This is a genomic window from Streptomyces sp. NPDC050509 (assembly GCF_044457965.1).
Classification (GTDB): Bacteria; Actinomycetota; Actinomycetes; order Streptomycetales; family Streptomycetaceae; genus Streptomyces.
This window is the reverse complement of record NZ_JBITHL010000001.1, coordinates 99,894-121,609: the sequence shown is the minus strand read 5'-3', so window position 1 is coordinate 121,609 and position 21,716 is coordinate 99,894. Positions and strand designations below refer to the sequence as shown.

Genomic DNA, 21,716 nt, shown 5'->3' with positions numbered 1-21,716 from the left:
TGCTGGGCTCGCGTGCCCGCGGCGACATCGGCCGCTGACGCGGCGGCCGCTCCCTGACCCAGCCAGACCCAAACGAAAGACCCTAGGGGCCGTCCACGTGCAGGGTGAGGGAGCCCAGGCGGTCGAACTCGGCGACGAACGTGTCCCCGGGACTCATCGGGACCGCGGCGTGGAGCGCCCCCGTCATGATCAACTGCCCCGCCTCCAGGGACACCCCGCGCGCGCCGAGCACGTTCGCCAGCCATGCCACGACGGCGACCGGATCTCCCAGGGCCGCGGCGCCGGCGCCGGTCGCCACGGTCTCGCCGTTGCGCGAGAACACCATGCCGATCAGACGGGGGTCGCAGTCCGCGGGGGAGACGGCGGACCGGCCCAGGGCCACGGCACCGTTCGACGCGAGATCCGCGATGGTGTCGGCGAGCCTGATGCGCCAGTTCTCGATCCGGGAGTCGACGATCTCCAGCCCCGCCATGACCTCCGCGACGGCTCCGCGCGCCTGCTCCGGCGTGATGCCGGGACCCGTGAGGGGCGCGCCAAGACGGAAGACGATCTCGGCCTCCACCTTGGGCGCGATGAATGAGTCGCACGACACGGTCGCCCCGTCCGCGTACACGGTGGAGGCCAGCACGGGGCCGTAGTCCGGCGTGTCCACGCCGAACATGTCCTGCATCGCAGCGGAAGTGAGGCCCGCCTTGTACCCGACGACGTGATCGCCGTCCGCGACGAGCATCTGCACGAGTTCACGCTGGACGGCGTATCCGTCGTCCATGCCCAGGGTGGGGTCCGCGTCGGTGAACGGAGCGACGGGTACCCGCTTCGCGCGCGCCTCGTAGAGGGCTCTCGCTCGTGCCGTGGTGTCTTCGGCCGACATCCTCACAGTGCTCCTGTCCTATCCGGCGGCCACGAACATCCGGCTGCCGGGCATCCGCAGCGGTGTGCTGGTCACGTCCGAGAACCCGGCCCGACGGAACGCGGCGCGCCACTCCTCCTCGGGCGGCAGCCGCACGTCCATCGAGCAGGCGTGCAGGTACGTGAAGAGCGCGCTGAAGCCGCGCTCCCTCGGATCGGCGACGTAGGGCACCGCATCGGTCACCACGAGGCACCCCCCGTCCGCGATCGACGCCCGGCAGGTGCGCAGCACGCCGTCGAGCACGTCGGGCCTGCTCACCACGTCGTGCATTACGAATCCCGCGTGCACGACGTCCGCGTCCCGCACCGGAGAGGGGTCCTCGGCAAGCGATTCGATCGAACGGTGCACCACCCGGAGACGATCGCCGACCTCTGCTCGCCGGGCGGCCTGTTCGGCTTCCTCGCAGGCCGCCGCGCTCAGGTCCAGTGCCAGCCCGGTGCTGTCCGGCAGGGCGGTCAGCAGGTGGATCAGCAGTCCGCCGGCTCCCGCGCCGAGATCCACGATCCGCCCCGGTTTGCGCTGGGTGATCTCCGAGATGACGCCGGGGTAGAAGCCGTACGACCCGATCCACCGGGACGAGACCGCCACCCGCCGCCCGTCCCGCTGGTACCGCGCGCCTGCCGCCGCGGGGTCGCGGAGAAACAGCACCGCGTTGTCGACGTACGGGCGGTTCGCGTTGAGCGCCCAGGAGAGGTAGCCGGCCGCGTACCGGCGGTCGGCCATGTCGGAGCAGGGTGTGAAGTGGTGCGCTTCCTCGCCCCGCTCCAGCAGTCCCGCGCAGAGCAGCGCGTCGAGAAACGCGGCGGCACCGGACTCGGGCACGTCGGCGGTGGCCGTCACCTCGTGGAGGGTGAAGGGCGCGGCTCGGTCCAGGAGGGCGGAGAGGCCGAGGCCCTCGGCGATCTCAAGGAGAGCGGCGTCGGCGGCGAGATCGGCGGCGGTCTCCCTGGAGTCGGTACTGTTCATGCGTCCCTTCCGGATGGAGGAGGAAACTTCTCGGAGCAAGGCGTCGTAGAGTGTCCCGCGCATGCGAGCCGGGTGACGTCGAGCAGAGGCGGCCGGAGCCCGTCGACCTTGGCACAGGGCTGGAAACGGTGGGACAACCGATCTGGCGCCCATCCCCGATCTTCCATGCGTCATGATTCGGTGACACGCGGCCCAGAGACATCGGTGACGACCGCCGTTACGGTCGCAGTACCGCACGGCCGGACATCGGCAGGGCATCGAGCCTTCCCGGTGGGCCCGGGCTTCCTGCCGCGAGCTCTTCCGCGCGCTCTCCGCGAGAGAGGGACACAAGCGCCGCTCGGTGGCCGACCCGGCCGACGGAACGACGGGAGAACCACGGGGCGAGGCGTAACTGTGGCTCCCACCGATGCCGTGAGCAGGCATGTCTTTGGGAGCATCGCACCCGTTGGAGTGGATGCACGGTTTGGTCGGCGCCCGGATCCCCGGCTGCCACAGGGATCGCCCGAAGCCCTGTCACAGTCGTTCTCCTTCCTTCGCCGGATGCGCCCGTCCGTAAGGAGTTCTTGTGATCCCCGCGTCGTACGCGCAGCGTCAGATGTGGTTCCTGGACCAACTGAAAGGCCCGACCGCGCTCTACAACATCCCGCTGGTGCTGCGGATGTCCGGACGGCTGGACGTCGTGGCGCTGCGGGCCGCGCTGGACGACGTCCTGGCCCGGCACGAGAGCCTGCGCACACGTTTCCTGCAACGGGACGGGGAGCCGTACCAGCAGATCCTTTCCCCGGACGAGGCGAGCGTCGGCCTGACCCTGGTTCCCACTCCCGCCGACGAGGTGGAGTCCGGCATCGTCCGCGCGTCCCTGGAGGTCTTCGACCTGGCGGCCGGCATCCCCTTGCGGGCCACGCTGCTCACGCCGGTCTCCGGGCAGCCGCCGGCGGACCGCGACCCGGTGGTGACCGGTGAGTGTGTGCTGGTGCTGGTGGTGCACCACATCGCAGGCGACGGGTGGTCGGTGGCCCCGCTGGGGCGGGATCTCTCCGAGGCGTACGCGGCGCGGTGTGCCGGGCGGGTGCCGGGCTGGGAGCCGTTGCCGGTGCAGTACGCCGATTACGGCCTGTGGCAGCAGGAGTTGCTGGGCGAGGCGCACGACCCGGACAGTGTGCTCGCCAGGCAGCTCGCGTACTGGCGCAAGGAGCTGGCCGGGGCGCCGGAGGAACTGGCCCTGCCGGTGGACCGGCCGCGGCCGGCGACAGCCGATCATGCCGGCGGTCTGGTGCGGCTCGACCTGCCGGCCGACCTGCATGCGGGGTTGGCGGAGCTGGCGGCCCGGCAGGGCGTGACGGTGTTCATGGTGTGGCAGGCGGCGGTGGCGGTGCTGTTGTCGAAGGTGGGTGCGGGGGAGGACATTGTGATCGGTAGTCCGGTGGCCGGTCGTAACGATCAGGCTCTGGAGGATCTGGTCGGGTTCTTCGTGAACACGCTGGTGGTGCGTACCGATCTGTCGGGTGGTCCGAGTTTCGCCGAGGTGCTGGGCCGGGTGCGGCAGAGGGTGCTGGGTGCGCTGGAGCATCAGGAGGTGCCGTTCGAGCGGTTGGTGGAGGAGCTGGCCCCGGCCCGTTCCATGGCCAGGCACCCGCTGTTCCAGGTCAACGTCACACTCCACAACACCCCCGAGGGGACGGTGGACCTGCCGGGCCTGGCGGTCCGGGCCCGTCTGGGAGAGGTGCCCCTGGCCAAGTTCGACCTGGACTTCCAGGTGATGGAACGGTTCGACAGCCAGGGCCGGCCGGCCGGTACGGACGCCGTGCTCATCTACGCCACCGCCTTGTTCGACCGGGTCACGGCCGAAGACCTCGTCGCCCGCCTCGTCCAGGTCCTACGCGGGGTTGCCGCCGATCCCGGAGTCGGGCTGGACCGCCTTGAGGTGGTGGACGCCGACGAACGCCGGCGGACGCTGGTCGAGTGGAACGACACCGCGCGCCCGGTGGCGGCTGCGACGGTGCCGGAACTGTTCGGCGCGCAGGCTGCTCGCACTCCTGAGGCCGTGGCCATGGTGTCGGGGGAGGAACAGGTCTCGTACGCGGAACTGGAGGCGGAGTCGAACCGGTTGGCCCGGTATCTGATCGCGCGGGGGGTGGGCCCGGAGTCGCTGGTGGCGGTGGTGATGGACCGCTCGCCCGAGCTGGTCACCGCGCTGCTGGCGGTGATGAAGGCGGGTGGTGCGTATCTGCCGGTCGACCCGGAATATCCGTCCGAGCGCATCACCTCGATGGTGGCGGATGCGACCCCGGTCGCCCTGCTGACCACTGCCGCGGTCTCCGGCCGCCTGGGCCGGTCTGGAGCACATGCCGGACTGTCCGTGCCGCAGTGGGTCGTGCTGGATGATCCGGCGGTGCGGGCCTCGGTGACCGGGCAGGACGCACACGCCCTGGTCCAGGCCGACCGAGCCGCCCCACTCCGGCCCGAACACCCTGCCTATGTGATCTACACCTCTGGATCGACCGGTGCTCCCAAGGGTGTCTCGGTCGCTCACACGAGTGTGGTGGCCCTCTTGCAGGGGGCGGGGGAGCGGTTCGGCTTCGACGGCGGGGACGTGTGGACCTGGTTCCATTCCTTTGCGTTCGATTTCTCGGTGTGGGAGCTGTGGGGCGCCTTGCTGCACGGCGGGCGCCTGGTGGTGGTTCCGTTCGAGGTCTCGCGCTCCCCCGGGGAGTTCCTCCGCATGCTGGCGCGGGAGCGGGTGACGGTGCTCAGCCAGACCCCCTCGGCCTTCCACCAGCTCGTGCGGGCCGACGGGCAGCACGCCGAGGTGGGTACCGGACTGGCGCTGAGGCTGGTGGTGTTCGGCGGTGAGGCGCTCGACCTGCCCCGGCTGCGGGAGTGGTACGCCCGGCACCGGAGTGAAACTCCGGTACTGGTGAACATGTACGGCATCACCGAGACCACCGTGCACGTCAGCCACCTCCGGCTCGACGCGGCCATGGTCGACGGGGAACACATGGGCAGCCTCATCGGGTACCCGCTGGACAACACCCGGGTGTACGTTCTCGACGACTTCCTCAATCCGGTGCCGGTGGGCGTGGCAGGTGAGCTGTACGTGGCCGGTGCCGGGCTGGCCCGGGGGTACCTGCACCGTCCGGGCCTGACCGCCGAGCGGTTCGCGGCCTGCCCGTTCGAGGGTGCCGGCGGGCGGATGTACCGGACCGGGGACGTGGTGCGCTGGACCCGCGGCGGGCAGCTGGAGTTCGTGGGACGGGCGGATGACCAGGTCAAGGTCCGCGGGTTCCGGATCGAGCCGGGTGAGGTGGAGACCGTGCTGCTCGCCCATGAACAGGTGGGGCAGGCCACGGTGGTGGTCCGTGAGGATCAGCCGGATGACAAGCGTCTGGTGGCGTACGTGGTTCCGGCGAGGGGTGAATCCGGGCGTGACCACGGCCAGGAGGACCCCGCGGCCTCGGGCGACACGAGCGCGCTCGCCGGTGAACTGCGTACGTACGTGAGCGCGTGCCTGCCCGAGTACATGGTGCCGTCCGCGGTGGTGGTGCTGGACGGCCTGCCGCTGACGGTGAACGGGAAGCTGGACCGGAAGGCGCTGCCGGCGCCTGATGTGTCCGGGCCGGCGCACGGGCCGCGCACACCGCGGGAGGAGATCCTGTGCGAGGAGTTCGCCGCGGTTCTCGGGCTGCCGCAGGTGGGCATCGACGACAACTTCTTCGAGTTGGGCGGGCACTCGCTGCTTGCGGTGTCCTTGGTCGAACGGCTGCGGCAGCGGGCTCTGGCGGTCGATGTGCAGTCGTTGTTCACGGCACCGACGGTGGCGAGTCTGGCCGTGGTGGCCGGTCAGTCCGAGATCGAGGTTCCCCCGAACATGATTCCGGCGGGCGCGGAGGCCATCACGCCGGGCATGCTGCCGCTCGTCGATCTGACCGGCGAGGAGGTCGAACGGATTGTCGCGCAGGTACCGGGCGGGGCGGCGAACGTGGCGGACGTGTATCCGTTGGCACCGTTGCAGGAAGGCATCTTCTTCCACCACCTCATGCGGGACACCGGCAACGACGCATACGTCGTGTCCATGGTGTTGGAGTTCGATTCCAGGGCCCGCCTGGACCGCTACCTGGAGGCTTTCCAGACGGTCGTGGACCGGCACGACACATTCCGGACAGTGTTCCTGTGGGAAGGCCTACGGGAGCCGGTTCAGGTGGTGCTCCGCGAAGCGCGGCTCCCCGTACGGGAAATAACCCTGGACGGCAAAGCCCCTGACACGGTCCAGGAGCTGCTGGCCGCGAGCGGTTCGGCGATGGACATCGGCCGGCGCCCGTTGTTGCGGGTGTGCGTCGCGGCCGAACCGGACGGTGAACGCTGGCACGGGGTGCTGCAGTTTCACCATCTCGTGCAGGACCACACCGCCCTGGACGTGGTGCTGGACGAGATGCAGGAGATCCTGGAGGGGCGGGAGGACCAGCTCCCGGCGCCCCTGCCGTTCCGCACGTTCGTGGCGCAGGCACGGCTGGGCATACCGCCCGCGGAGCACGAGCGGTACTTCGCGGGACTGCTGGGAGACGTGACGGAGCCGACGGTTCCGTTCGGGCTGGCGGACGTGCACGGGGACGGTACGGCTGTCAGGGAGGCCCGTCTGCCGGTGGACGGGCGGCTGGCGGTGCGGTTGCGGCAGCAGGCCAGCCTGCTGGGGGTGAGCCCGGCGACGGTGTTCCACACCGTGTGGGCCCGCGTCCTGGCATCGGTGTCCGCCCGCGACGACGTGGTGTTCGGCACCGTGCTGTTCGGACGGATGAACGCCGGAGCGGGCGCCGACCGCGTTCCGGGGCTCTTCATCAACACGCTGCCGGTGCGCGCGCGGGCCGGCAGCGGCGTCGGTGTGCGTGACGCGATGCGCGCGATGCAGACTCAGCTCGCCGACCTGATCGTGCACGAGCACGCCTCACTGGCCGTCGCCCAGCGGGCCAGCGGCGTCCGCGCCCCCGCTCCGCTGTTCACCGCCCTGCTGAACTACCGCCACTTCTTCAGCGGCGACTGGGTGGCGCCCAGGCCGCACGGGACCCGGATCCTCGGCGCCTGGGACCGTACCAACTACCCCCTCGTCGTGTCCGTGGACGACAGCGGCTACGAGTTCGCCTTCGTGGTGCAGGTGACCGCGGCGATCGACCCGGACATGATCACCCGCCTGCTGCATACCACCACCGAGAACCTGGTCAACGCTCTGGAACGGCATCCGGACACCCCGCTCGGGCACATCGACGTCCTCCCCGCGGCCGAGCGACAGCGGATTCTGGCGGAGTGGAACGACACCGCCCGCCCGGTGCCCGTCACCACCCTGGCGGACATGTTCACCGCCCAGACCGTCCGCACCCCCGATGCCGATGCCCTGGCCTACGGAGACGTACAGCTGTCCTACGCCGAGCTGGAGGCGGAGTCGAACCGGTTGGCCCGGTATCTGATCGCGCGGGGGGTGGGCCCGGAGTCGCTGGTGGCGGTGGTGATGGACCGCTCGCCCGACCTGATCACCGCGCTGCTGGCGGTGTTGAAGGCCGGTGGTGCCTACCTTCCGATCGACCCCGGCCAGCCCGCTGAACGGGTCGCCTTCATGTGTGCCGACGCCACCCCGGTCGCCCTGCTCACCTCCACGGAGATCGCCGGCCGGCTGCGTGAGCCCCACGCGGACGGGCACGGACCGGAAGCCGGACCGCAGTGGATCATGCTGGACGACGCGGTGGTCCGGGCGACGGCGGCCGACCAGGACCCGCGCGCACTCACCCAGGCCGACCGGATCACCCCCCTGCGTCCGGACCACGCCGCCTATGTGATCTACACCTCCGGCTCCACCGGGACGCCCAAGGGCGTCGTGGTGGAGCACGCGAACGCCGTGAACCTCATGGCCGACCGCTGGCCGGGCCTGGACTGCGACAGTCGGCTGCTGCAGTTCGCGTCGATCGGCTTCGACGTCGCGACCTGGGAGATCATGATGGCGTTCTCCGCAGGGGCATGCCTGGTGGTGGCGCCGGCCGAGCAACTGCTGCCCGGAGCCGGACTGGCCGGTGTGATCGCCCGGCACGCCGTCACACACCTACAGCTCCCGCCCACGGTCCTCGGCATGGTCGAAACCGAGGCCGAACTGGCGACCGTACGGACGCTGCTGGTCGCGGGCGAGGCACTGGGCTCCGAACTCGTCGACCGGTGGGGCGCGGGCCGCTGGTTCGGCAACGCGTACGGACCGACCGAGACCACCGTGATCGCCGCCTCCGCGGGCCCGCTGCGCCCCGGTGACCTGCCGTGCATCGGCCGGCCGCTCCCCAACACCGGCGTCTACGTCCTCGACGAACACCTCGCGCCCGTACCGGTGGGGGTGGTGGGCGACCTCTACGTCTCCGGCGCCGGTGTCGCCAGGGGGTACCTGAACCGCCCGGGGCTCACCGCCGGCCGGTTCGTGGCCGATCCGTTCCAGGGGGCGGCGGGGCCCTCCTCCGGTTCGGCGGCCGGGAGCCGCCCGGAGCCCGGCGGCGGCCGCATGTACCGCACCGGCGACAGGGTGCGCTGGACCGCTGACGGCCAGCTCCTCTACGTCGGCCGCGCCGACGACCAGGTGAAGATCCGCGGCTTCCGGATCGAGCCGGGCGAGGTCGAGGCGGTGCTGGCCGCGCACGAGCGGGTGGCGCAGGCCGTGGTCGTCGTCCGGGAGGACACTCCCGGTGACAAGCGTCTGGCGGCCTACCTCCTCCCCACCGGTGACCCCGGCGCGGTCGCCGGCAAGAGGCTGGAGTCGGCAGTACGCGGGTACCTGGCGGGCAGGCTGCCGGAGTACATGGTGCCGTCGGCGATCGTCGTACTGGAACGGCTGCCGCTGATGGTGAACGGCAAACTGGACCGGGCCGCCCTGCCGGTGCCGTTCCACGCCCCCGCGGGGCGGCGGCCTGTCACCATGCGCGAGGAGCTTCTGAGCTCGCTCTTCGCGCAGGTGCTTGGACTGCCCCGCGTCGGGGCCGAGGACGACTTCTTCTCCCTCGGTGGGCATTCGCTGCTCGCGGTGCGGCTGGTCGGCAGGATCCGCGCGGTCTTCGGTGCGGAGGTGCCGGTGCGGGCGGTGTTCGAGGCGCCGACCGTGGCCGGTCTGGCGGTGCGGTTGGCGGAGGCCGGTGGTGTGCCTGCGCGGCCCGCGGTGGTGGCCGGACCGCGTCCGGGAGTGTTGCCGCTGTCGTACGCCCAGCGCCGGTTGTGGTTCCTGGACCGTCTCGAAGGCGCGAGCCCGCTGTACAACGTCCCGCTGGTGCTGCGGTTGTCCGGGCGGCTGGACGTGACGGCGCTGCGCGCGGCGCTGGCCGACGTGGTGGCGCGGCACGAGAGCCTGCGGACGCGCTTTCCGGCGGTGGAGGGGGAGGCGTACCAGGAGATCGTGCCCGTCGCCGAGGCGGGTGTCCCTCTGCCTCTGGTCCCGGTCGCCGCTGCCGACGAGCTGGAGGAGCGGATCGAACGGGCCGCCTTCCACGCCTTCGACCCGGCGGCCGAACTGCCCGTGCGGGCCACACTGTTCGCGCTCGACCCGGACCAGCCTCCGTCGGAGGACGCCCCGGTGGTGACGGGTGAGTCCGTGCTGGTGCTGGTCGTGCGCCACATCGCGGCCGATGGGTGGTCGGTGGGGCTGCTGTGGCGGGATCTGTCGGTGGCGTACGCGGCGCGGTGTGCCGGGCGGGTGCCGGGCTGGGAGCCGTTGCCGGTGCAGTACGCCGACTACACGCTGTGGCAGCGGGAGTTGCTGGGCGAGGCGGACGATCCGGACAGTGTGCTGGCCGGCGAGATGGCGTACTGGCGGAAGGCGCTGGCCGGGGCGCCGGAGGAACTGGCCCTGCCGGTGGACCGGCCGCGGCCCGCGGAGGCCGGCCACCGGGGAGGGCTGGCGAGCTTCCGGATGCCCGCGGAACTGCACAGGGAGCTGGCGGAGCTGGCCGGTGCCGAGGGCGTGACGATGTTCATGGTGTGGCAGGCGGCGGTGGCGGTGCTGTTGTCGAAGGTGGGTGCGGGGGAGGACATTGTGATCGGTAGTCCGGTGGCCGGTCGTAACGATCAGGCTCTGGAGGATCTGGTCGGGTTCTTTGCCAACACGCTGGTGGTGCGTACCGATCTGTCGGGTGGTCCGAGTTTCGCCGAGGTGCTGGGCCGGGTGCGGCAGAGGGTGCTGGGTGCGCTGGAGCATCAGGAGGTGCCGTTCGAGCGGTTGGTGGAGGAGCTGGCCCCGGCCCGTTCCATGGCCAGGCACCCGCTGTTCCAGGTCGCCCTGACCCTGCACAACGTCCCGGACGTGGCGCTCGACCTGCCCGGGGTCGAGGTCGGCGCCTTGCCGCCCGGGGCACAGGGCGCCAAGTTCGACCTGGACCTTGAGGTCGTCGAGCGTTTCGACGCGCAGGGTCTGCCCGCCGGTCTTGATGGCGGCATCGTGTATGCGACCGATCTGTTCGACCAGGCCACGGTGGACATGCTCGTCACCCGGCTGATCCGGGTCCTGCGGGCGGTCGTCGCCGACCCCCGTCGGCCCATCCGCGGTATCGACCTGCTGGATGCCCCGGAGCGGCAACGGATCCTGACGGAGTGGAACGACGCCGCTCGTGCACTGCCTGCGGACACGCTGCCCGAGCTGTTCGCCGCGCAGCCCGCGCGTACGCCCGATCCCGCGACGTCGGTACCCGGCGGGGAGCGCGCATCCCTCGTACACCCGCCGGTCGGCACGCGTGTCTACGTCCTGGACGACTCCCTCGAACCGGTGCCGCCGGGGGCGGCCGGTGAGCTGTATGTGACGGGTGCCGCGCTCGCCCGTGGGGAACGGGACCGTCCAGGTCAGGTCGCCGAGCGGATCGTGGCCTGCCCGTTCGAGGAACCCGGCGCACGGATGTACCGCACCGGGAACGTGATGCGATGGGACCGCGCCGGTCGGCTGGAGCTCGTGCGCCGGGCGGAGGAGCAGGCGGAACCCCCTTCCGTCGCCCCGTCTGCCCCCGAGTCCCGGTCCGGCACGCCACGAAGGCGACCGGCCACCGTGCGCGAGGAGCTTCTCTGCGCGGTCTTCGCCCAGGTGCTGGGCGTGCCGCAGGTCGGGGCCGACGACAGTTTCTTCGCGCTGGGCGGGCATTCGTTGCAGGCGGTGCGGCTGGCCAGCCGGATCCGCACCGTGCTGGGGGTCGAACTGCCCGTCCGTGTCCTCTTCGAGGCGCCGACGGTGGCCGGTCTGGCGGGGCGGTTGGAGGGGGCCGGTGGTGTGCCTGCGCGGCCCGCGGTGGTGGCGGGGCCGCGTCCGGGGGTGTTGCCGTTGTCGTATGCCCAGCGGCGGTTGTGGTTCGTGGACCGGCTTGAGGGTGCGAGCCCGCTGTACAACGTTCCGCTGGTGCTGCGGTTGTCGGGGCGGCTGGATGTGGCGGCGTTGCGGGCGGCGTTGGGTGATGTGGTGGCGCGGCATGAGAGTCTGCGGACGCGTTTCCTGCAACGGGACGGGGAGCCGTATCAGGAGGTCGTGCCTGTCTGCGAGGTGGGTGTGGATCTGCCGGTGGTTCCGGTGGGCTCCGAGGTGCTGGAAGCGGAGATCGACCGGGCGTGTTCGTACGTTTTCGATCTCGGGGGCGAGGTGCTGCTGCGTGCCACGCTGTTCACCTCGGGCACCGGTCGGCCGTCAGCCGATGCCGGGTCGGCGGTCACGGGTGAGTCCGTGCTGGTGCTGGTCGTGCACCACATCGCGGGTGACGGCTGGTCCATGGGAGTGCTGTGGCGGGATCTATCGGTGGCATACACGGCGCGGTGTGCCGGGCGTGTGCCGGGCTGGGAGCCGTTGCCGGTGCAGTACGCGGACTACGCGTTGTGGCAGCGGGGGCTGCTGGGCGAGGCGGATGATCCGGACAGTGTGCTGGCCGGCCAGGTGGCCTACTGGAAGGCGGAACTCGGCGGTGCGCCGGAGGAGTTGGAGCTTCCGGCGGACCGGCGACGGCCCACGACGGCCAGTCACCGAGGCGGCTGGGCGGCGATCGACGTTCCACCCGAACTCCATGCCGACCTGGCGGAGCTGGCCGGTGCCGAGGGCGTGACGATGTTCATGGTGTGGCAGGCCGCCCTGGCGGTGCTGCTGTCCAAGCTGGGTGCGGGCAAGGACGTTCCGATCGGCAGCGCGATCGCCGGACGGACCGACCAGGCGGTGGAGGATCTGGTCGGGTTGTTCATGAACATGCTGGTGGTGCGCACCGACCTGTCCGGTGACCCGAGCTTCGCCGAGGTGTTGGGCCGGGTGCGGCGGTCTGCTCTGGGTGCGCTGGAGCACCAGGAGGTGCCGTTCGAGCGGTTGGTGGAGGAGCTGGCCCCGGCGCGTTCCATGGCGAGGCACCCGCTGTTCCAGGTCACCATGACGGTGCAGAACGTTCCCGAGGCGACGATCGATCTGCCCGGCCTCGATGTCGAGGCCCGCCCCGGCGGGGTCACCATGGCCAAGCTCGACCTCGACTTCCAGGTCGTCGAGCGGTTCGACGACCAGGGGCGGCCCGACGGCATGCTCGGCGGGCTCACCTACGCCACCGACCTGTTCGACCCGGCCACGGCCGAGACGCTGGTCAATCGGTTGATCCGCCTCCTGAAGACCGTCACCGCCGGCCCCGCCCGCCCGATCAGCCGCCTGGACCTGCTGGACTCCGCCGAGCGGCGGCGACTGCTGACGGAGTGGAACGGCGACCGCCGCCCGGCCGCCGTCACGGTGCCGGCGCTGTTCACCGAGCACGCCACCCGTACCCCCGGGGCCATTGCCCTGGCGTCCGGCGAGGAACGGGTCCCGTACGGTGAACTGGAGGCCCGGTCCAACCGTCTCGCCCGGTATCTGCACGACCGCGGGGTGGGCCCCGAGTCCCTCGTCGGGGTGGTCATGGACCGGTCGATCGACCTGGTGACCACTCTGCTGGCGGTGATGAAGGCAGGCGGCGCGTATGTGCCCGTCGACCCCGGTCAGCCGGCCCAGCGCATCGGGCAGGTGCTGCGGCAGGCGGGCGTGGACGTGTGCCTGGTCGACCCGGTGTACGTGCCGACCGTGCGGGAGTACGTCGGCACGGTGGTCGTGGCCGGCGAGGAGGGGCCGGAGGCTCCGTGGGCCGGTGCGCCGGACTCGGCCGTACCGGTGCGGGTCCTGCCCGACCAGTTGGCCTACGTGATGTTCACCTCCGGATCGACGGGTGAGCCCAAGGGCATCGCGACCACCCACCGGGACGTGAGGGAACTGGCCGGTGACCGCTGCTGGCACTTCCCCGGGCAGGCCCGGGGCCTGTTCGCGGCGCCGCACACCTTCGACGGCTCCACCCTCGAACTGTGGGTTCCGCTGCTGACCGGCGGACAGGTGGTCGTCGCCCCCCGGGGCCGGATCGACGCGGCGCTGCTCAGGTCGCTGATCGGCGATCACAAGCTGACCCACGTCCAGTTGACCGCGGGCCTGTTCCGAGTGATCGCCGAGGAGGACCCCACCGCCTTGGCCGGGGTGCACGAAGTGTTCACCGGCGCAGACGTGGTCCCCACCGCGGCGGTACGGCAGGTGCTGGAGGCCGCGCCCTCGATCACGGTCCGCAACACGTACGGCCCGACCGAGGTGACCGTCATCGGCACTCAGATCCCGATCCAGGATCCTGAGTCGCTCGGGGACGTCGTGCCGGTCGGGTATCCGATGGACGACACGCGGATGTACGTACTCGACGAGTACCTCAACCCCGTGCCGGCGGGGGTGGCCGCCGAGCTGTACATCGCCGGCGCCGGGCTGGCCCGGGGGTATCTGAACCGTCCCGGACTGACCGGTGAGCGCTTCGTGGCCTGTCCCTTCGAGGGAGCCGGTGCGCGGATGTACCGGACCGGTGACGTGGTGCGCTGGAACCGCGCCGGTCAGCTGGAGTTCGTGAGCCGGGCGGACGACCAGGTGAAGATCCGCGGCTTCCGCGTCGAGCCGGGTGAGGTCGAGGCGGTGCTGGCCCGGCACGAGCTGGTCGCCCAGGCGGTCGTCCTCGCCCGCGAGGACACCCCTGGTGACAAGTACCTCGCCGCCTACGCCGTCCTCACCCACGACGCGGTCGACGCGGAATTCGCCACGGTGGCGCGGGACTTCCTGGCGAGTCGGCTGCCGCAGTACATGGTGCCGTCGGCGGTCGTGGTGCTGGAGGGGCTGCCGCTGACGGTGAACGGCAAGGTCGACCGGGCCGCGCTGCCCGCGCCGCACCACGCCTCCGGCACGGGACCGGGCAGGCGACCGGCCACCGTGTACGAGGAGCTTCTGTGCTCGGTGTTCGCCCAGGTGCTCGATGTGCCCCGGGTCACCGTGGAGGACGACTTCTTCGCGCTGGGCGGACATTCGCTGCTGGCCGTGCGGCTGGTCAGCCGGATCCGGGCGGTCATGGGTCTGGAGGTCCCGGTCCCGGCGGTGTTCGAGGCGCCGACGGTGGCCGGTCTGGCGGTGCGGTTGGAGGGGGCCGGTGGTGTGCCTGCGCGGCCCGCGGTGGTGGCCGGGGCGCGTGCGGGGGTGTTGCCGTTGTCGTATGCCCAGCGTCGGTTGTGGTTCGTGGACCGGCTTGAGGGTGCGAGTGCTCTGTACAACGTTCCGCTGGTGCTGCGGTTGTCGGGGCGGTTGGATGTGGCGGCGTTGCGGGCGGCGTTGGGTGATGTGGTGGCGCGGCATGAGAGTCTGCGGACGCGCTTTCCGGCGGTGGAGGGGGAGCCGTATCAGGAGGTCGTGCCTGTCTGTGAGGCGGGTGTGGATCTGCCGGTGGTCCCGGTGGCCTCCGAGGTGCTGGAAGCGGAGATCGACCGGGCGTGTTCGTACGTCTTCGATCTCGGGCGTGAGGTGCTGCTGCGGGCCACGCTGTTCACTCCGGGTGCCGGTCGGCCGTCGCCCGATGCCGGGTCGGTGGTCACGGGCGAGTCCGTGCTGGTGCTGGTCGTGCACCACATCGCGGGTGACGGCTGGTCCATGGGGCCACTCCTACGAGGTCTGTCGGCCGCCTACGCCGCCCGCCTCGCCGGGCGTGTGCCGGACTGGGAGCCGCTGTCGGTGCAGTACGCGGACTATGCGCTGTGGCAGCGGGGGCTGCTGGGCGAGGCGGATGATCCGGACAGTGTGCTGGCCGGCCAGGTGGCTTACTGGAAGGCGGAGCTCGGGGGTGCGCCGGAGGAGTTGGAGCTTCCGGCGGACCGGCGACGGCCCGCAGTGGCGAGCCGCCGCGGTGGCTGGGTGCCGCTGACCCTGCCGGCCGAGCTGCATGCGGGGTTGGTGGAGTTGGCGGCCCGGCAGGGTGTGACGGTGTTCATGGTGTGGCAGGCCGCGGTGGCGGTGGTGTTGTCGAAGGTGGGTGCGGGGGAGGACATTGTGATCGGTAGTCCGGTGGCCGGTCGTAACGATCAGGCTCTGGAGGGTCTGGTCGGGTTCTTCGTGAACACGCTGGTGGTGCGTACCGATCTGTCGGGTGGTCCGAGTTTCGCCGAGGTGCTGGGCCGGGTGCGGCAGAGGGTGCTGGGTGCGCTGGAGCATCAGGAGGTGCCGTTCGAGCGGTTGGTGGAGGAGCTGGCCCCGGCCCGTTCCCTGGCCAGGCACCCGCTGTTCCAGGTCATGCTGGCGGTGCAGAACGTTCCTGAGGCGACGATCGACCTGCCGGGCCTGGACATCGAAGCCCGGCCCTCCGAGGTCCGCATGGCCAAGTTCGACCTCGACTTCCACGTCGAAGAGCGCTTCGACGACCAGGGGCGGTCGGCCGGTCTGAACGGCGGGCTCACCTACGCCACCGACCTGTTCGACCGGGCCACGGCCGAGGCGCTGGTCACCCGGCTGGTCCACATCCTGCGCACGGTCGCGGCCGACCCCCACCGGTCCCTGAACGGAATCGACCTCCTCGACGCCGACGAGCGGCAGCGCATCCTGACCGAGTGGAACGACACGGCACGCCCGGAACCCGCCGCCACCGTGCCCGAGCTGTTCGGGGCGCAGGCCGCCCGCACCCCCGACGCCGTCGCGCTGGTCCGCGGCGCGGCGCGGATGACGTACGCGCAGCTCGACGCGGAATCCAACCGCCTCGCCCGGTACCTGATCGACCACGGGGTGCGTTCCGAGTCCGTGGTGGCGGTGGTGATGGACCGTTCGCCCCAGAGGGTCGTCCTGCTGCTGGCGGTGCTCAAGGCCGGGGGCGCCTATCTGCCGATCGACCCGTCGTACCCCTCCGGTCGCATCGGTCTCATGGTGGCCGACGCGGCTCCGGCCGCCCTGGTCACCACCGCGTCCTTCGCCGGCCAACTCGACCGGCCCGACTCGGACTTCCTCGACCCCGGGTCAGGCCCGGAGCGGATCACATTGGACGATCCGGCGGTGCGGGCAGCGGTGGCCAACAACGACGACGCCCCGCTCACCCGGCTGGACCGAGCGGTACCGCCGCGTCCCGACCAGGCTGCCTATGTCATCTACACCTCGGGCTCCACCGGCACGCCCAAGGGCGTCACGGTCACCCACCGGGGAATCGACCGTCTGGTGCGTCCGGCCACGTACGCCGGCGTACGTCCCGGTGACGTCGTAGCGCACCTCGCCTCGGTCTCGTTCGACTGCACCACCTTCGAGATGTGGATCCCCCTGGTCAACGGGGCGACACTCGCGGTCGGCCCCGCCGGGACGCTGTCCGTGCCCGCCCTCGGTCGCTTCCTGCTCCAGCACCGGGTCACCGTCGCGGCGCTGCCCACGGGCCTGTTGCACCAGGTGGTGGACATCGACGTCGAGGCGCTGCGAGGCGTCCGCAGCCTCCTCACGGGCGGGGACGTGCTCTCGGTACCGCAGTGCCGGACCCTGCTCGAAGCCCTGCCGGGCACCCGGCTCGTCAACGGGTACGGCCCGACGGAGAGCACCACCTACACCCACACCCACCCGGTCACCTGGGCCGACGTCGGCGACGGGGACGACATCCCCATCGGGCGTCCGCTGGCCGACACCCGGGCGTACGTGCTGGACGAGCGGCTGGCTCCGGTGCCGATGGGTGTGCCGGGAGAGCTGTATCTGGCCGGAGCCGGGCTGGCCCGGGGATATCTGAAGCGTCCGGGGCTGACCGGTGAGCGGTTCGTGGCCTGTCCCTTCGAGGGGGCCGGTGCGCGGATGTACCGGACGGGCGATCTGGTGCGCTGGAACCGTGCCGGTCAGTTGGAGTTCGTGGGCCGTACGGACGACCAGGTGAAGATCAGCGGCTTCCGTGTCGAACCCGCCGAGGTCGAGGCGGCGCTGGCCGCTCACGAACTGGTCGCCCAGGCGGCCGTCGTCGCCCGCGAGGCCGCCCCGGGTGGCAAGCGCCTGCACGGCTACGTGGTGCTCCGGCCCGACGCCGCCTTCGCCGGGAAACCGGGCGGGACCGCGGTGGCCCCCGCGATACGGGAGTCCCTGGTGGCCCGGCTGCCGGCGCACCTGGTGCCGTCGGCGGTGGTGGAGCTGGAGCGGCTGCCGCTGACGGCGAACGGCAAGGTCGACCGTGCCGCGCTCCCGGAGCCGGACCGCCACCCGGGTGCGGGGCGGTCGCCGGCCACCGCCCGCGAGGAGCTCGTGTGCGCGGCGTTCGCGCAGGTACTGGAGCTACCGCGGGTCGGGGTCGAGGACGACTTCTTTGCCCTGGGCGGGCATTCCCTGCTGGCGGTGCGACTCGTCAGCCGCATCCGGGCGGTCCTCGGGGTGGAGGTCTCCGTGCGGACCGTGTTCGAGGCGCCCACCCCGGCCGGTCTCGCCCGGGGGCTGGCGCGGTCCGGCGGTCCGGCGCGGCCGGCGGTGGTGGCCGTGCCGCGTCCGCGCGAGCTGCCGGTGTCCTCCGCGCAGAGCCGACTGTGGTTCCTGGACCGGCTCGAAGGTCCCAACCACATGTACAACATCTGTCTGAGGCTGCGGCTGTCCGGGGATCTGGACACCGCGGCGCTGCGGGCCGCCCTCGCCGATGTCGTGGCCCGGCACGAGAGTCTGCGGACCACCTTTCCCCTGGTGGGTGACCAACCGTCCCAGCGCGTCCGGCCCGTCGGAGAGGCGGCCGTCGAGCTGCCGGTCACCGCAGTCGAGGCCGAGGAGCTGGAGGAGCGCCTCGGCCGGCTCGCCGCCCACGCCTTCGACCTCGCCGCCGAACTCCCGCTCAGGGCCGACCTGTTCCGCCTGGCCCACGGCGAGTCACCCGGCGGCGAGGAGTGGGTGCTCTCGGTGGTCCTCCACCACATCGCGGGGGACGGGTGGTCGATGGGCCCGCTGTGGCGGGACCTGTCGGAGGCGTACGCGGCGCGGTGTGCGGGACGCGCACCGGGGTGGGAGCCGCTGCCGGTGCAGTACGCCGACTACACGCTGTGGCAGCGCGAGTTGCTGGGCGAGGCGGACGACCCGGGGAGTGTGCTCGCCGGGCAGGTGGCCTACTGGAAGGACCGGCTGCGGGGGGCGCCGCAGGAGCTCGCCCTCCCGGTGGACCGGGCGCGGCCGGCGGTGGCGAGCCGCCGTGCCGGATGGGTGCCGCTGCGGATCCCGGCGGAGACCTACACAGGGCTGACCGAGCTGGCGCGCGGTCAGGGCGTGACGATGTTCATGCTGCTCCACGCGGCGGTCGCGGTGCTGTTGTCGAAGAGCGGAGCCGGCCGGGACATCGTGATCGGCAGCCCGGTGGCCGGCCGTCTGGATCAGGCCCTGGACGACCTCGTCGGGTTCTTCGCCAACACCCTCGTGCTGCGCACCGATCTGTCGGGTGACCCGGACTTCGTGGAACTGCTCGACCGGGTGCGCGCGACCAGCCTGGAGGCGTTCGAGCACCAGGACGTTCCCTTCGAGCGGCTGGTGGAGGAGCTCGCCCCCGCGCGTTCGATGGCCAGGCCCCCGCTGTTCCAGGTCCTGCTCGCCGTGCAGAACAACTCTCAAACGGCGCCGCGGCTGCCCGGTGTACGGGTGACCGAGAAACCCGCCGGGTTGCTGTCGGCCAGGTTCGACCTGGACATCGAGGTCCATGAGCGTCGTGATGAAGCGGGGATGCCGGTCGGCCTGGACGGCGGGATCGTGTTCGCGGCCGAGCTGTTCGACCAGCTCACCGTGGAGACTCTGGCGGCCCGGCTGGTGCGGGTACTGGAGGCGGTCACAGCCGATCCCACCGTGCCGGTCCACCGCATCGACCTGCTCGACGGCGCGGAACAGCGCCGGATGCTCCAGGAGTGGAACGACACCGCCCGCCCGGTGCCGGACGCGACCCTCGGTGACCTGTTCCGCCGGCAGGCCGACCGTACCCCCGACGCCGTCGCACTCGTCTTCGAGGGCGGGCGGATCTCCTACGCGGAGCTGGAAGCGCGGACCAACAGGCTCGCCCGGTACCTGATCGCCCGTGGCGTGGGACCGGAAGCCGTGGTCGGCGTGGTGCTCGACCGCTCGGTGGAACAGGTCGTCGCACTCCTGGCCGTCGTCAAGGCCGGCGGCGCCTACCTGTCCATCGACCCCGGCCAGCCGCTCGTGCGTATCGACCAGGTGCTCGCCGACGCCTCGCCCGCGGTCGTGGTGAGCAACGGAGAAATCACCGCCCGTCTGCTCGAACTCCAATCCGGCCAAACCCGGTTGGCGCGTTCCGCGGCGGAGTGGATCAGGCCGGACGATCCGGTGGTGCGGGCGGCCGTGGCCGCGTCGGACGCCCGGATGGTCACCGACGCCGACCGGACGACGCCCCTGCTGCCCGGCCACCCGGCCTATGTGATGTACACCTCCGGGTCCACCGGCACCCCGAAGGGCGTGACCGTCCCGCACCATGGGGTGGTCAACCAACTGGCATGGATGCAGGAGGAGTTCCGCCTGAGCGTGACGGACCGGATCGTGCAGAAGGCGTCGTTCGCGTTCGACGCCTCGGTGTGGGAGCTGTTCTGGCCGTTGCTGAACGGCGCCGGGATGGTGATGGCCCGACCGGGCGGCCACCGGGATCCCGCGTACCTGACCGAGTTGATCAACCGGGAACAGGCGACGGTCATCCAGTTCGTTCCCTCCATGCTGCGGGCGTTCCTGGAGGACGCCGCCGCCGTGGAGAAGTGCACCAGTCTGCGGACGGTCATCTGCATCGGGGAGGCACTTCCCGCAGCGGTGCGCGACCGCTTCCACACGGTGCTGGCGGTGCCGTTGCACAACCTCTACGGCCCCACCGAGGCATCGGTGGCCGTCACCTCGTGGCGGTGCGATCCGCGGCGGGACGGCGCGACGGTGCCGATCGGACGGCCCCTCCGGAACATCCGGGCGTATGTGCTCGACGGAGGGCTCCGGCCCGTGCCGCCGGGTGTGGCGGGTGAGTTGTACGTGGCCGGCGACGGGCTGGCCCGGGGCTATCTGGGACGTCCGGCGCTGACGGCCGAGCGGTTCGTGGCCTGCCCGTTCGGGCCGGCGGGTGAGCTGATGTACCGGACCGGGGACGTGGTGCGGTGGGACGCCGAGGGGCGGCTGGAGTTCGTCGCCCGCGTGGACGAGCAGGTGAAGATCCGGGGTGTCCGGATCGAGCCGGGTGAGATCGAGGCGGTGCTGGCCGGGCACGAGCGGGTGGCGCAGGCGGCGGTCGTCGCCCGTGAGGACACCCCCGATGCCCCGCGTCTGGTGGCCTATGTCGTTCCGGAAGCCGGGGCCGGTGACGGGGCAACCGGTGAGGCCGGACCCGGTGACGGCGGAGTGCCGCTGGACACGGTGGTGCGGCAGTTCGCGGCGAGCCGGCTACCGGAGTCCATGGTGCCGTCGGCGGTGACGGTGCTGGAGCGGCTGCCGTTGACGGCGAACGGCAAGCTGGACCGGGCCGCGCTACCCGCACCGGACTACTCGGCCGGCACCGGAAGGGGCGGACGGGGCCCCGCCACGCTGCGGGAGCAACTGCTCTGCTCGATCTTCGAGCAGGTGCTCGGAGTGTCGTCCGTCGGGGCCGAGGAGAGCTTCTTCGAGCTGGGTGGACACTCGCTGATGGCGGTGCGGTTGGTCAACCGGATCCGGGCGGTCCTCGGCATGGAGGTGCCGATGCGGGCGGTGTTCGAGGCGCCGACCGTGGCCGGCCTCCTCGCCCGGAGCGCCGAGGGCGGCGAGCAGAGGCCCACGGACGTGCTGGTGCCCATTCGGCCGACCGGCGACCACGCGCCGTTCTTCTGCGCCCACGCCATCATGGGGCTCGGCTGGGAGTACGGCTGGCTGGCCGACTGCGCGCCGGAGCGGTACCCGTTCTACTCCCTGCGGCCCCGGGGCTTGGACGCGGGCTCGGCCGAACTGCCTGACTCCCTCTCGCAGATGGCCGCCGATTACGTCGCGCAGATCCGTACCGTGCAGGCCAACGGCCCGTACCACCTGCTGGGCTGGTCCTTCGGCGGCCATGTCGTCCAGGAGATGGCCGCTCAACTGGAGGAGGCCGGCGAAGAGGTGGCGGCCCTGGTCGTCGTGGATTCGAGCCCGGTGGACGGCCGCCCTACCGCCGAGGTGCGGGCGGACTTCGCCGAGCAGGAGAACACGGTGGCCGAGGCTCTCACCGGCGTGGAGCACGAGGCGTACGTCCGGATCGTCCGCAACAACACGAAGATCCTGCTGGCGCACCGGACGCGGAAGACGGTCGGTGACCTGCTGCTGATCTCCGGTGACTCGGACACGAAGGCCGACCTGTGGCGCCCCTCGGTGTCCGGCGAGGTCCGGGAGCACACGCTCGACCGCCCGCACCGCGAGATGCTGCTGAACTCCAAGGCCGCGCAGCAGGTCTGGGACATCGTGGCGAACGAGCTGGGCTCCGCCGAGACCGATTAGCCCCTTTCGGGGTGCATTCCCTTTCACGGGTACCGATCTGCCGCAGGGTCATCGATGAGGAGGAAC

3 protein-coding genes are annotated in these 21,716 nt (G+C 71.4%); 1 reads left to right on the top strand and 2 read right to left on the bottom strand.

From position 1 onward, the window contains the following. Positions 1-82: 82 nt before the first annotated feature. Both ACIBJC_RS00435 and ACIBJC_RS00430 read right to left on the bottom strand, forming a co-directional pair. Positions 83-871: a 2-keto-4-pentenoate hydratase gene (locus ACIBJC_RS00435; RefSeq protein WP_399285765.1), complete on the bottom strand. Its 789-nt coding sequence runs from the start codon at positions 869-871 to the stop codon at positions 83-85. Positions 872-889: 18 nt separating this feature from the next. Next, complete coding sequence (locus ACIBJC_RS00430; protein ID WP_399285763.1) at positions 890-1,876, bottom strand: class I SAM-dependent methyltransferase; 987 nt, start codon at positions 1,874-1,876, stop codon at positions 890-892. A gap of 565 nt (positions 1,877-2,441) precedes the next feature. Between ACIBJC_RS00430 and ACIBJC_RS00425 the strand changes: the two genes are divergently transcribed. Continuing rightward, on the top strand, positions 2,442-21,650 hold the full coding sequence (locus ACIBJC_RS00425) for a non-ribosomal peptide synthase/polyketide synthase (RefSeq protein WP_399285761.1): 19,209 nt from the start codon (positions 2,442-2,444) through the stop codon (positions 21,648-21,650). Positions 21,651-21,716 lie beyond the last annotated feature (66 nt).